The following is a 13,747-nucleotide window of genomic DNA, read 5'->3' on the forward strand; positions in this document are numbered from 1 at the left end:
CGCAGCCGCATCAAGGACACCGACTTCGCCAAGGAAACCGCCGAACTGACCCGCACCCAGATCCTGCAGCAGGCCGGTACGGCCATGCTGGCCCAGGCCAACCAGGTGCCGCAGGGCGTGCTCAGCCTGCTGCGCTGATCCACGGCAAGAAGGCGCCGCTACCGTCGGATCGAACCGACGGTAGCGGCAACCGGGAAGCCACGATGCACGAAGGCGCGGGCCATGCCCGGCCCGGGATCACTCCCGAACCGGCTTGGCATCGCCCGCTCCTGCGGACCTCTCTTTCAGCGCTGTACCTTTGACTGTACGTACCGGGCGGCTTCGTCTCCCCCCGATTGTCAGTAGCCTGATCCCTCCCCTGCATTGGGGGAGGGCTTTTTGCAGACTCCCGGCAGCCCGCGGTGAACCTACCCGCACCCTGCCCCAGCCCTCCTGCAACCCGCGTGCCAGAACCCGCGCCAGGCGATTGGCACGGCACGTGCATCGACGAAGTCCTCAAGACCCAGCGGCGCAGGCCGCTATTTTCGTTGACGACGGGCCACCGCACGACGGCCGGGCCCGGATACCAGGAGAAACGACGTGGCAGACTTTGGATACGGTGGCATTGGCTCGGGACTGGATATTTCCAGCATCGTCAACCAGCTGGTCGCAGCTGACCGCAAGCCCGCCGACAATGCGCTGAACCTGCAGCAGTCCAAGGCCAAGATGCAGTTGTCGTCGATCGGCACCATCACCTCTGCCTTCGACAAGCTGAAGACGGCGCTGACCGCACTGAAGGCCACCACGGCGTTCGACACGCGCACGGTGACCGCCAGCAAGGGCGGCGACAAGGGCACCGACGAGATCCTGACGGCGTCGGTCGCGCTGTATGACGTTGGCACCACCAAGGCTGCGGCCTCCAACGGCACGCACGTGGTCAATGTCACCTCGCTGGCGACAGCGCACAAACTGATCGCCGATACCTCGGTACCCAAGACCGACACGTTTGCTGCCGGAACCTTGACGCTGACCGTTGGCGTGGGCGACAAGGCCAAGACCATGAACGTGGAGGTGGAGGACGGCGACACGCTGACCACCATCCGCAACAAGATCGATGCGGCCGGCCGCAAGGAAGGCGTGCAGGCCACCCTGATCAGCTCCGGCGACAACCAGTACCTGTCGATCGCCCAGGAGAAGACCGGTGCCGCCAACGCGATCAAGCTCGAATACGCCGGCAGCGACGCCAAACTGGGCGGCCTGGTCAACAGCCTCAAGCAGAACACCGCCGCCGCCGACGCCGAGCTGACCATCGATGGTGTGAAGGTCGTCAGCGCCAGCAACACCGTGGCCGATGCGGTTCCGGGCCTGACCCTGAACCTGAAGATGCCGGGCACCAGCACGGTGACCATCAGCACGGACACTGCGGCAGCCACCAAGGTGATGCAGGAGTTCGTCACCGCCTACAACGCTGCACTGGCGGCGATCAACACCGAAACCAAGTACGACGCCAAGACCAAGGAAGCCTCCACGCTGACCGGCGATGCGCAGATGCGCGGTGCCACCAGCCAGCTGCGCTCGGTGATGTCGAGCGTGCTCAAGGACCTGGCCGGTGACAAGCTCGATGCCAAGGCGATCGGCCTGGATACCCGTGGCTATCCCAATGCCGACGGCACGCTGATCCTGGACACCACCAAGTTCGCCGCCGCACTGGCCAGCCAGCCGGAGAAGATGCGCCAGGCGATCACCGGTGATACCGGCGGTGCCGGCAAGCTGTACACGCTGGTCGACGGCTATGTCAGCACCACGGTCGGCAAGGAAGGCGCCTTCGTTGCCCGCACCAAGGGCCTGAACACCACGCTGGACAACATCGACAAGCGCCGCAAGGACCTCGACACGCGCATGAAGAGCGTGGAAGAACGCTACAAGAAGCAGTTCCTGGCGCTGGACAGCCTGATGGGCAAGCTGCAGCAGAGCAACACCGCGCTGCAGCAGCAGCTGGCCCAGTTGAACCGCTGACGGAACATGCACGGCACTCAAGTTTGCCGCGCAATGCACCGATAACGGACGCAACAGCAATCATCGCCGCGCCGTCGGCACCGGTCCCCGCGATCACCCGACGGCACCCCGCGCAAGGAGAATCACGAATGTACGGTTCCAGCCGTCAATATGCCGAGCAGTACCGCCAGGTGGGGGTGACCAGTGCGGTCGCCGATGCCGATCCACACAAGCTGGTGGCGATGCTGCTGGCCGGCGCGCTGGAGCGCGTGCGCCGCGCCCTGGCCAGCCTTGAACGCGGTGACCAGGCCGGCAAGGGCAAGGCGATCGGCGAAGTCTGCGCGATCGTCGGCCACCTCAACGGCTCGCTGGACCATGAGGCCGGTGGCGAGATCGCCGGAAATCTGTCTGCGCTGTACGACTACGTGCTGCAGCGCCTGACCGAGGCCAACCTGCACAACGATCGCGCCGCGCTGGATGAATCGCTGCAGCTGCTGGGCGAGATCGACAGCGCCTGGAACGCGATCCCGCACGAACAGCGCCGCCCCGCCGCGGTGGCACCATGAGCCTGCACGCGCTGCATGCGCAGCTGGATGCCTTCGAGAAGGCGCTGGGCGATGATGCGCTCGACCGGGCCGACAGCCTGCTCGACGGCCACGACAGCACCCTGCACGCCCTGCTCAGCCAGCCGCTGACCGCGGCCGACCACGCGTCGCTGAGCGCCCTGTTCGAGCGCCAGCAGAGCCTGCTGGGCCTGCTGCGCCAGCGCCGCGACGCCGTAGCCGCGCAGATGAACGATGGCCAGCGCTCCCTTCGCGCCGCGCATGCCTACCTGCAGGCAGAATCGCTGGCATGACCCAGTTGCCGACCACGTCGCTGCACCATCCGGCCGAAAGCGAGCTGTTCGACGAAACGCTCAGCTGCGAACTGGCGCTGCCGGCCGAGTTCCAGGCAGGCAGCGCAGCCGGCCGCACCAGCAGTGCCGAAGGCCTGCTGCGCAGCCTGGCACTGGTCGAGGACAGCCGCGTCGACGAGCACGACGAACGCAACGAAGCCAGCCTGCAGTTGCAGCGGCTGGAAGCCAAGCTGGACCTGGCGATGGTGCTGCTTGGCCGGCTGGTACGCCAGCAGGGCCAGGAACTGACGCTGCGCCCGGTGCGCTGGTCGCGGCGCGGCATCCGCCTGCAGCTGGGTCCGCGCAGCGGTGCCAGCCCTGGCCAGGCCGGGGTGGTGCGCCTGCAGCCCAGCGACTGGCTGCCCGACCACATCGACCTGCCGGTGGAGGTCGTCGCGGAAGCCGCCGACGGTAGCGGCGGGCACTTCCTGTGGCTGCGCTTCCAGCGCTTGGGCGATGGCCTGGAGATGGCGATGGAGCGGCACCTGTTCCGCCTGCACCGCCGCCAGGTGGCCGAGGCACGCCGCGCACGCTGAAACCCGTCCCCTTGGCGCTGCACGGCCGACCCTTGGCGCGCCCGTTCAGCTAAGTTAAGGTGGATGCCCCTACACGGATCTGCTGCGTGCCTGTGCGAGTTCTCATCGTCGACGATCACACCCTTGTCCGCGCCGGCCTGGCGCGGCTGCTGCAGGGGTTTGCCGACGTGCAGCTCGTCGCCGAGGCCAGCAACGCCGAACAGGCACTGCAGCTGTCCCTGCAGCACGCACCGGACGTGGTGCTGATGGACCTCTCGCTGCCGGGCCGCACCGGCCTGGAAGCGCTCAGCGACATCCGCCTGCGTGCCCCCGGTACCCGGGTGGTGATGATGACCATGCACGACGATGCCGCCCACGTGCGCGATGCGCTGGATCGTGGCGCGGTCGGGTTCGTGGTGAAGGACGCCGCACCGCAGGAACTGGAACTGGCACTGCGCGCCGCGCACGCCGGCCAGGTGTTCCTGAGCCCGCAGATCTCGGCCAAGATGCTGGCGCCGATGCTGGGCCGCGAGAAACCCACCGGCATCGCCGCGCTCTCACCGCGCCAGCGCGAGATCCTGCGCCGCATCGGCAAGGGCGAGAGCAACAAGGAAATCGCCGCCGATCTCGGCATCAGCGTCAAGACGGTGGAGACCCACCGCGCGCGGATGATGGAATCGCTGGGCTGCCGCCGCGCCAATGACCTGCTGCTGCTGGCCGCACGCCATCAGCACGAGCTCGAGTAGGCGCCGGTATCGGGGTCAGATCCCTTTCCCGTGGAAAGGGATCTGACCCCGCGACACCCTGCGTTGGCGACGACATCCCGTCACCCCGACATTCCCTGACAGGAATCCGTACCCCGACCGCCGCGCGCCCAGCGGCTTCGCCACGACAAATCAATGACTTGGCGGCGCATTTCGTCAATTTTCCGCGTCGGTGTAGGGAATTCCCCTACACCCCGTCGGGAGTTCCACGAAATGCATCAGGAACCCCCCGATTCCGCCCTCGCCGGATCAAAAGCAAGATGCGTTCCACAAGGCGCCGGGGAGCGGTGCCGGGGAACCACGATGAAGGCTGCACTCTCGACCCAGCTGGGCCAGCAACTCCACCTCACCCCGCAACTGCTGCAGTCGATCCGGCTGCTGCAGCTCGATGGCCTGCACCTGGAGCAGGAAATCCAGCGCCTGCTGGACTCCAACCCGCTGCTGGAGATCGAAGAGGCCGAGGCGCCCGCTGCCGACGCCACCGAAGCGAGTGCCACCACCCTCGATACCGCCGCCTTTGACGAACTGCCCGAGCCGTCGATGTGGGACGTGGCCGGCGCCAGTTGGCAGGACGGCGACGACGATCGCATGGCGCGCATCGCCGCTGGCGAGTCGACCGACCCGCAGCTGCGCGTGCTGCAGCGCCTGGCGCTGGACATGGACGACCATCAGCTGGCGGTGGCCGCGTTCTGGCTGGACCACTGCGATGAAGCCGGCTACCTGCAGGCGCCGCTGGCCCAGCTGCAGCTGCTGGCCAGCGCCCAGTTCGACATCGCTGCCGACGGCGTGGAAGCCATCCGCCAGCAGCTGCTGCATGGCGAGCCCGCCGGCATGGCCGCGCAGGACCTGCGCGAAGGCCTGCAGGCGCAGCTGCGCAGCCTGCATGGCGTGGTGCCGGCCCGCCACCTGGCCGCACGCATTCTCGATGGCGCGCTCGACGCGCTCGCGGCCCACGACTACCCCGCCCTCGCCCGCCAGCACGACGCCGAGATCGACGACGTGCGCGAGGCGGTGCGCCTGATCCTCTCGCTGCAGCCGCGCCCCGGCGACAGCCTGCTGCCCGAACGCAACGCCGTGGTGGTGCCGGACGTGGTCGCCTGGCACGCTGATGGGCAGTGGAAGGTCGCACTGAACCCGGCCACCAGCCGCCGCGTGTCGATCAACAGCCAGTACGAACAGGCCCTGGCCGAGACCAGCGACGCCGCCCCGGCACTGCGCGAAATGCTGCAGGAGGCGCGCTGGTTCAGCCGCGGCCTGTCGATGCGCTACGACACCCTGCTGCGCACCGCGCGGGTGATCGTCGAGCGCCAGGCCGCCTTCCTGGTCCGTGGCGAAGAGGCCATGGCGCCGTTGACCCTGAAGGAAGTGGCCGAGGAGATCGGCATGCACGAGTCCACCGTCTCGCGCATCACCACCGGCAAGTTCCTGCAGACCCCGCGCGGCACCTTCGAACTGAAGCACTTCTTCGCCGTGCGCCTGGAAGGCGCCAGCGTCTCCGGCCAGGCGGTGAAGGCCATGGTCCGCCGCCTGATCGACGCCGAACCGGCCGGCCGCCCGCTGGCCGATGAGGCCATTGCCGGCCTGCTGTCGCGCCAGGGGGTGAACATTGCGCGCCGAACCGTCGCAAAATACCGAGAACAACTGGATATCGCCCCGGCCCGCGAACGGCGCCGGCTCAGCGCCAGGCAACCCCAGCTGGCCCGGGTGGGCTGAAAAGGATGTTGGACATGAACAAGCTCACGGTCCTGCTGGTCGATGACCACGAGGGCTTCATCAACGCGGCGATGCGCCATTTCCGCAAGATCGACTGGCTGCAGATCGTCGGCAGCGCCGGCAACGGCCTGGAAGCGATCGAGCGCTCGGAAACGCTGCGCCCGCAGGTGGTGCTGATGGATCTGGCCATGCCGGAAATGGGGGGCCTGCAGGCCACCCGCCTGATCAAGTCGCAGGACGATGCGCCGTACATCGTGATCGCCAGCCACTTCGACGACGCCGAGCACCGCGAACACGCGCTGCGCGCCGGCGCCGACAACTTTGTCAGCAAGCTGTCCTACATCCAGGAAGTCATGCCGATCCTGGAAGGCCTCAGGGAGGAACAGTCGTGAGCGAATCGCGCATCCTGGTGCTGGACAACGACGCCGTGCGCGCAGAGCGCACCGTTGCCCTGCTGGAATTCATGGACTTCAACCCGCGCTGGGTGTCCGACGCAGCCGACTTCGACCTGGGCCGCCAGCGCCAGAACGACTGGATGGCGGTGATCGTCGGCAGCCTGGACGACAGCGCTGCCAGTACCGCGCTGTACCACTGGCTGGGCGGCAGCAGCCTGCCGCCGCCGGTGCTGCTGGCCGACGGTGATGCCGCTGCGTTTGCCCAGCAGCACGGCCTGCACGAAGCCAACATCTGGCCGCTGGAAACGCCGCTGCGCCATGCGCAGATGGAGGCCCTGCTGCGCCGTGCCAGCCTCAAGCGCCTGGACGCCGAGCACCAGGCCGGTGCCGCGCAGGACCAGGGCCCGACCGGCAACGGCCCGGCGGTCACCGCGCTGCGCACCATGATCGAACAGGTGGCCGCGTTCGATACCACCGTGCTGGTGCTGGGTGAATCCGGTACCGGCAAGGAAGTGGTGTCACGCGCGATCCACCAGCGCTCGCCGCGCCGCGATGGCCCGTTCGTGGCAATCAACTGCGGCGCCATTCCGGCCGACCTGCTGGAAAGCGAACTGTTCGGCCACGAAAAGGGTGCCTTCACTGGCGCACTGACCGCGCGCAAGGGCCGTTTCGAAATGGCCGAGGGCGGCACCCTGCTGCTCGACGAAATCGGCGACATGAGCCTGCCGATGCAGGTGAAGCTGCTGCGCGTGCTGCAGGAACGCAGCTTCGAGCGCGTCGGTGGCAACCAGACCATCCGCTGCAACGTGCGCGTGGTGGCCGCGACCCACCGCGACCTGGAGACCCGCATCGCCGAGGGCAAGTTCCGCGAGGATCTGTTCTACCGCCTCAACGTGTTCCCGATCGACGTGCCCGCGCTGCGCGAGCGCCGCGAGGACCTGCCGGCGCTGGTGGAAACCATCGCCGCGCAGCTGGCCCGCACCGGCCGTGGCGAAGTGCGCTTCACTCCCGAAGCGCTGCAGGCGCTGTCCAGCTACGAATGGCCGGGCAACGTGCGCGAGCTGACCAACCTGGTCGAGCGCCTGGCCGTGCTGCATCCGGGTGGTTCGGTGCGCGTGCAGGACCTGCCGGCCCGCTATCGTGGCGATGCCGCGCTGGCAGCGGTGGCCGCAGCGGTGCCGGCAGCTCCGGTTGCCAGCGAAGAACGCCTGGACCTGCGCAGCTTCTCGTTCCACACGCCCGGCAGCGGCAACCAGCCGGCGCTGGAGCACGGCATCGCCGTCAATCGCGCAGCCGCCCCGGCGGCACTGCCCGACGACGGTCTGGACCTGCGCAACCACATGGCCAACATCGAACTGGGGCTGATCAACGAAGCACTGGAACGCACCCAGGGCGTGGTCGCCCACGCCGCCCAGCTGCTTGGCCTGCGCCGCACCACCCTGGTGGAAAAGCTGCGCAAGTACGGCATCGAGCGCGAGCAGGCCGAACTGGCCGGCTGAAGCGCGCGACCCGCATGAAGGGGGCACGAACGCCTGGGCTTGCCCGGGCGTTGGTGTTTCTGGCGCCCGCGGTCGACCGGGGGTCAGATCCCTTTCCCCAGGAAAGGGATCTGACCCTACTGCATTTGCACGTTTTCCCAGAAACAACGCGGCCGCACTGCGGAGCATGGCAGGGACACCCCAAGGAGGTCCCACCATGCATCACCTGATCCTGCTCGCCGTCCTGCTCTCCCCGGCCCTGGCCACCGCGGCCAACTGCACCCTGCCCGCCGCGCTCGACCAACGCCAGTTCACCAACCTCAGCGACCCGTTGTACGCGCCGGACAACCCCAACGCCGGACGCATGGTGCAGCTCAGCTTTGCTGGCAGCCAGTACGTGCTGGACATCCTCGGCACCGACCTCCGCATCGGCGGCAGCTACCGCTACCAGCGCCTGGCCCCGCATATCGCGGAAATCCAGATGACCGAGGCCCACCCGGCCGGCCCCGCCCACTACACCCTGCTGCTGACCTGCCAGAGCGACCGCCAGGGCCGTTTCATCTACACCCAGCATGACGGCCCCATCGCACCGCGCCAGCGCCAGAATTCCGGCCGATGGACCCTGCAGCCATAGGCCAGAAAACCGACGCCGGTTAAATGGCGCCGCCAATGGGGTCAGAGCCCGTTGCGTTGCAACGGGATCCGACCCCGTGCCGACCAACGGTCGGCACCCACCATCAGCAGCTGGTTCCAACAGATCGCGGCCACCTGCCGCCGGACCCAGCCCGCCACCCCACGCATAGCCCGATTTTGACGTTGATGTTGACGTGGCGTCGGCGGGTGCAGGGCGCAGCCCTGCCACCACACACCCACCCCACACCCTCACTTCACTGAATCGAAAACCGGTTTCGGCACGGCACTTGCACTGGCTCCAGCAGACAACCCCATCCCTGTTTCTGGAACCGTTGCAGATGTCCCACTCCGTCACTTCGATCCTTTCGCAGATCCGCTCCTATCAGACCCAGATGGGACAGCCGGCGCTCAACCCGCTGGGCGAAACGCCGCGCAGCAATGCCCTGCCGGGCACGGTGCTGGATGCGCCGCAGGTGCAGCCGGCCAGCTTCACCGAAACCCTGCGTGGTGCGATTGCCGGCGTCAACGACGCGCAGCAGAAATCCGGCGCCCTCGCCAAGGCCTTCGAAATGGGCGACCCCAGCGCCGACCTGGCCAAGGTGATGGTCGCCTCGCAGCAGTCCCAGATCGCCTTCCGCGCCACCGTGGAAGTCCGCAACCGTCTCGTCCAGGCCTACCAGGACGTGATGAACATGCCGCTGTAAGGAACGTTGACGCATGGCACTGACGCTCTCCAAGGACAGCCTGAACGCCGAGAAGGCCGGGCAATGGTTCGACCGCCTGCAGAGTCTGCAGATCACCCGTCGGCTGGGCCTGATGGCGATGATCGCGGTGGCGGTGGCGGCAGGCCTGTCCGTGTTCTTCTGGTCACAGAAGCCGGGCATGGTCCCGCTGTACACCGGCCTGGACCAGAAGGCGACCGCTGAAGCGACCGACCTGCTGCGCGCCGCGCAGATTCCGTTCGCGCTCGACCCGGCCACCGGTGGCATCACCGTGCCGGAAAAGAACCTGCACGATGCCCGCCTGAAGCTCGCCGGCTCCGGCCTGACCGACAGCGGCAAGCTGGGCTTCGAGCTGATGGAACGCGACCCGGGCTTTGGTGTCAGCCAGTTCGTGGAAAGCGCGCGCTACCAGCACGCGCTGGAAACCGAGCTGTCGCGCACCATCAACACGCTGCGCCCGGTGCGCGATTCGCGCGTGCACCTGGCCATTCCCAAGCCCAGCGCGTTCACCCGCCAGCGTGACGTGGCCAGCGCCTCGGTCACCCTGGAACTGCGTGGCGGCCAGCAGCTGGAACGCAGCCAGGTCGATGCCATCGTGCACATGGTCGCCGCCAGCATTCCGGACCTCGCGCCGGAACGGGTGACCGTGGTCGACCAGAGCGGGCGCATGCTCAGCATCACCGACCCGAACAGCGAGGCGGCGGTCAACGCGGCCCAGTTCGAGCAGGTGCGCCGCCAGGAAACTTCGTTCAACCAGCGCATCCGCGAACTGCTGGAACCGATGACTGGCCCCGGCCGCGTCAACCCGGAAGTGAGCGTGGACATGGATTTCTCGGTGACCGAGGAAGCCCGCGAGCTCTACAACGGCGAGCCGCAGAAGCTGCGCAGCGAGCAGATGAGCGAGAACACCACCAGCACGCCGGGCCCGCAGGGCGTGCCGGGTGCGACCAGCAACAGCCCGCCGGGCCAGCAGGCCGCACCGGCCACCGCGCAGGCCCCGACCGAAAGCAGCAAGAACGCGACCCGCAACTACGAGCTGGACCGCACCCTGCAGCACACCCGCCAGCCGGCCGGCCGCATCAAGCGCGTCTCGGTGGCGGTGCTGGTGGACAACGTGCCGCGCGCCGGCGCCAACGGCAAGATGAGCCCGCAGCCGCTGTCGGCTGCCGAACTGACCCGCGTCGAAGCGCTGGTCAAGCAGGCCGTCGGCTTCAACGCCGAGCGTGGCGACACCGTGTCGGTGATGAATGCCCCGTTCGTGCGTGACACCACGCCGGTCGAAGGCCCGTCGTGGTGGGAGCTGCCGTGGGTGCACGATGCCGGCCGCATGCTGCTTGGCGCGGTGGTGGTGCTGGCGCTGCTGTTCGGCGTGCTGCGTCCGGCGCTGCGCGCGATCACCGGCCAGAGCAGGAAGAATGACGAACAGGCACTCGAGCCGCATACCGCGGACGTGCAGCTGGTCGATGACGATGGCATGCCGCTGCCGGCGCTGGGCGCTGACCGGGCCAGCCTGGGCGGGCCGGAAGCACTGGCCCTGCCGGTGGATTCATATGAGGAACGATTGCGGATGGCGCGTGAAGCCGTGAAGACCGACTCCAAGCGCGTGGCCCAGGTGGTCAAGGGTTGGGTGGCAAATGACTGAGGCCGCACTGACTGGCGTGCAGCGCGCCGCCGTACTGCTGCTTTCGCTGGGTGAGCTGGACGCGGCCGAAGTGCTGCGCCACATGGAACCCAAGGAGGTGCAGAAAATCGGCATCGCCATGGCCACCATGACCGACATCACCCGCGAGCAGGTGGAACGGGTGATGGACCAGTTCGGCCAGGAGCTGGGCTCGAAGACCTCACTCGGCGTTGGCTCGGACGACTACATCCGCAACATGCTGGTGCAGGCGCTGGGCAGCGAGAAGGCCGGCAACCTGATCGACCGCATCCTGCTCGGCCGCAACACCACCGGCCTGGACGCGCTGAAGTGGATGGACCCGCGTGCGGTGGCCGACCTGGTGCGCAACGAGCACCCGCAGATCATCGCCATCGTGATGGCGCACCTGGAAACCGACCAGGCCGCCGACGCGCTGAAGCTGCTGCCGGACCGTACCCGCGTGGACGTGCTGCTGCGCATCGCTACCCTCGACGGCATTCCGCCGAACGCGCTCAATGAACTCAACGAGATCATGGAGCGCCAGTTCGCCGGCAACCAGAACCTGAAGTCGTCGAACATCGGTGGCGTGCAGTGCGCGGCCAACATCCTGAACTTCATGGACAGCGGCCAGGACCAGGCGATCCTGGGCGAAATCGCCCGCATCGATGCGCCGTTGAGCAACCGCATCCAGGACCTGATGTTCGTGTTCGACGATCTGGTCGACCTGGACGACCGCGAGATGCAGCTGGTGCTGCGCGAGGTGAGCGGCGAGCGCCTGGGCCTGGCCCTGCGCGGCGCCGACATCAAGGTGCGCGACAAGATCACCCGCAACATGTCGCAGCGCGCGGCCGAGATCCTGCTGGAAGACATGGAAGCCCGCGGGCCGGTGCGCCTGTCCGACGTGGAAGGCGCGCAGCGCGAGATCCTGGCCATCGTCAAGCGCATGGCCGATGAAGGCACCGTCACCATCGGCGGCAGCGCGGAGGCCATGCTGTGAGCAACGTCGTGCGCTGGCTTGCCCCGGACCTGCTGGCCCAGCCCGAACCGGCGCTGGAGCAGGAGGACGCGTTCGAACTCACCGAGCCGGACCCGGAACACGAACCGGAGCCGCCGCTGCAGCTGCCGACCCTGGAGGAAATCCAGGCGATCCAGGACAGCGCGGAGAAGGAAGGATTCGATCAGGGCCATGCCGAAGGGTACGGCCAGGGCCAGGCGGAGGTGCGTCGCCTCGCCGCGCAGATCGAAGGCATCCTCGACAACTTCAGCCGGCCGCTGGTGCGGCTGGAGAACGAAGTGGTCGGCGCCCTTGGTGAACTGGCGGTGCGCATCGCCGGCGCGCTGGTCGGCCGCGCCTACGAGGCCGAGCCGGCACTGCTGGCGCAGCTGGTCGGCGAAGCGATTGACGCCGTGGGCGGCAGCACCCGCGAGGTGGAAGTGCGGCTGCACCCGGATGACATCGCCGCGCTTGCCCCGCTGCTGAACCTGTCGCCGGCGCAGCGCCTGGTACCGGATACCAGCCTCAGCCGTGGCGACCTGCGCGTGCACGCCGAAGCCGTACGCATCGACGGCACCCTGGAGGCCCGCCTGCGCGGTGCGCTGGATGCGGTGATCCGCCAGACCGGGGCGACGGCATGAGCGCCGCACCGCAAACGACGCCACCGCCGGCCGACTGGGCCGTGGCCCGCAACCTGCGCCTGGCCCGGCGCCTGGACGGCCTGCGCGTGGATACCGCGCATGGCCGTGGGCTGATCCGCGAGGGCGTGCTGCGCCGCGCGGTCGGGCTCACCCTGGAAGCGGTCGGCTGCGAGGCGCCGCTGGGCGCCAGCTGCAAGGTGGAAGTGGTCGATGGTGGCTGGGTCGATGCCGAAGTGGTCGGCTTTGCCGGTGAGCGCACCTACCTGATGCCCAGCGCCGAACTGCACGGCCTGCTGCCCAACGCCCGCGTGGTACCGTCGGCGCGGCGTGGCGGCGTGGAAGTGGGTGAAGGCCTGCTCGGCCGCGTCATCGACAGCGACGGCGTGCCGCTGGATGGCAAGGGCCCGATCCGCGCAGAAGGGCATGTCGGCATGGCCGGCGTGTCGATCAATCCGTTGGCGCGTGAACCGATCACCCAGCCGCTGGACGTGGGCGTGCGCGCGATCAACGCGCTGTTGCCGATCGGCCGCGGCCAGCGTGTCGGCCTGTTCGCCGGTTCCGGCGTCGGCAAGTCGACGCTGCTGGGCATGATGACCCGCTACACCGCTGCCGACGTGATCGTGGTCGGCCTGATTGGTGAACGAGGCCGCGAAGTACGCGATTTCGTCGAGACCACGCTGGGCGAGGAAGGCCTGCGCCGCGCCGTGGTGGTGGCCAGCCCCGCCGACCGGCCACCCTTGGCGCGCCTGCACGGTGCCTACCGTGCCACCGCCATCGCCGAGTGGTTCCGCGACCAGGGCCTGAACGTGCTGCTGCTGATGGACTCGCTGACCCGCTTCGCCCAGGCGCAGCGCGAGATCGGCTTGTCGGTCGGTGAACCACCGACCACCCGCGGTTACCCGCCCTCGGTGTTCGCCAAGCTGCCGGCGCTGGTCGAACGCGCTGGCAACGGCGCAAAGGGCCGCGGCTCGATCACCGCGTTCTACACCGTACTGACCGAAGGCGATGATCCGCAGGATCCGATCGCCGACGCCGCACGCGCGATCCTCGACGGCCACATCCTGCTCTCGCGCCGGGTGGCCGACAGCGGCCTGTACCCGGCCATCGACGTCGAATCGTCGGTCAGCCGCGTGGTCACGGAAATCGCCGACGAGCCGTGGCGCCTGCGCATCCGCAAGTTGAAGCGACTGGTCTCGGCCTACTCGGCCAACCGTGACCTGATCGCGATCGGTGCCTACCAGCGTGGTAACGACGCGGCCACCGACGAAGCCCTGGAACGCTGGCCGGAAATCATGGAGTTCCTCGGCCAGGACGTTGCCAAGGCCGCAGATCTCCCGCACAGCCAGGCGGCGCTGCAGCGCCTGGTGGAACAAGAGAGTTAAGC

General features: G+C 68.1%; 15 protein-coding genes. All 15 read left to right on the forward strand.

Features of this window, described 5'->3' with window-relative positions; translation table 11 throughout:
• On the forward strand, positions 1-138 hold a 138-nt coding region (locus tag AC5P7A_RS20815; protein WP_279923195.1), incomplete at its 5' end, for a flagellin.
• Between the two features lie 441 nt (positions 139-579).
• On the forward strand, positions 580-1,995 hold the full coding sequence (fliD, locus tag AC5P7A_RS20820; protein WP_014647054.1) for a flagellar filament capping protein FliD: 1,416 nt from the start codon (positions 580-582) through the stop codon (positions 1,993-1,995).
• A 128-nt stretch (positions 1,996-2,123) separates the two neighbouring features.
• Positions 2,124-2,540: a flagellar export chaperone FliS gene (gene fliS / locus AC5P7A_RS20825; protein WP_005416447.1), complete on the forward strand. Its 417-nt coding sequence runs from the start codon at positions 2,124-2,126 to the stop codon at positions 2,538-2,540.
• Positions 2,537-2,830, forward strand: coding sequence for a hypothetical protein (locus AC5P7A_RS20830; RefSeq protein ID WP_495220565.1), 294 nt, complete (start codon positions 2,537-2,539; stop codon positions 2,828-2,830). The genes fliS and AC5P7A_RS20830 overlap by 4 nt, the downstream gene beginning before the upstream one ends.
• A complete protein-coding gene (locus tag AC5P7A_RS20835; protein ID WP_049466167.1) occupies positions 2,827-3,405 on the forward strand; it encodes a PilZ domain-containing protein in 579 nt (192 codons plus the stop codon). Before AC5P7A_RS20830 ends, AC5P7A_RS20835 begins: the two co-directional genes overlap by 4 nt.
• A 92-nt stretch (positions 3,406-3,497) precedes the next feature.
• Positions 3,498-4,130, forward strand: a complete 633-nt coding sequence (locus AC5P7A_RS20840) for a response regulator (RefSeq protein ID WP_032959406.1) — start codon at positions 3,498-3,500, stop codon at positions 4,128-4,130.
• A 321-nt stretch (positions 4,131-4,451) separates the two neighbouring features.
• Entirely contained in the window at positions 4,452-5,861 is a 1,410-nt protein-coding gene (gene rpoN, locus AC5P7A_RS20845) for an RNA polymerase factor sigma-54 (RefSeq protein ID WP_481452418.1), read from the forward strand.
• A 14-nt stretch (positions 5,862-5,875) separates the two neighbouring features.
• A complete protein-coding gene (locus AC5P7A_RS20850) occupies positions 5,876-6,253 on the forward strand; it encodes a response regulator (protein WP_005409556.1) in 378 nt (125 codons plus the stop codon).
• Positions 6,250-7,755 (forward strand): sigma-54 dependent transcriptional regulator, encoded by a 1,506-nt coding sequence (locus AC5P7A_RS20855; protein WP_495220566.1) that lies wholly within the window; start codon positions 6,250-6,252, stop codon positions 7,753-7,755. Before AC5P7A_RS20850 ends, AC5P7A_RS20855 begins: the two co-directional genes overlap by 4 nt.
• A gap of 196 nt (positions 7,756-7,951) precedes the next feature.
• On the forward strand, positions 7,952-8,368 hold the full coding sequence (locus AC5P7A_RS20860; protein WP_495220567.1) for a hypothetical protein: 417 nt from the start codon (positions 7,952-7,954) through the stop codon (positions 8,366-8,368).
• A gap of 337 nt (positions 8,369-8,705) precedes the next feature.
• On the forward strand, positions 8,706-9,071 hold the full coding sequence (gene fliE, locus AC5P7A_RS20865) for a flagellar hook-basal body complex protein FliE (RefSeq protein WP_014037113.1): 366 nt from the start codon (positions 8,706-8,708) through the stop codon (positions 9,069-9,071).
• 13 nt (positions 9,072-9,084) lie between these two features.
• Positions 9,085-10,731, forward strand: coding sequence for a flagellar basal-body MS-ring/collar protein FliF (fliF, locus tag AC5P7A_RS20870; protein WP_014647047.1), 1,647 nt, complete (start codon positions 9,085-9,087; stop codon positions 10,729-10,731).
• A gap of 7 nt (positions 10,732-10,738) precedes the next feature.
• Entirely contained in the window at positions 10,739-11,725 is a 987-nt protein-coding gene (fliG, locus tag AC5P7A_RS20875; RefSeq protein ID WP_024958226.1) for a flagellar motor switch protein FliG, read from the forward strand.
• Entirely contained in the window at positions 11,722-12,363 is a 642-nt protein-coding gene (locus AC5P7A_RS20880) for a FliH/SctL family protein (protein ID WP_014647045.1), read from the forward strand. The genes fliG and AC5P7A_RS20880 overlap by 4 nt, the downstream gene beginning before the upstream one ends.
• Positions 12,360-13,745 carry a FliI/YscN family ATPase gene (locus AC5P7A_RS20885; protein WP_014647044.1) on the forward strand — a complete coding sequence of 462 codons (1,386 nt, stop codon included), beginning with the start codon at positions 12,360-12,362 and terminating at the stop codon, positions 13,743-13,745. The genes AC5P7A_RS20880 and AC5P7A_RS20885 overlap by 4 nt, the downstream gene beginning before the upstream one ends.
• Positions 13,746-13,747 lie beyond the last annotated feature (2 nt).

It is taken from the genome of Stenotrophomonas sp. YJH_SMC_65, assembly GCF_059369475.1.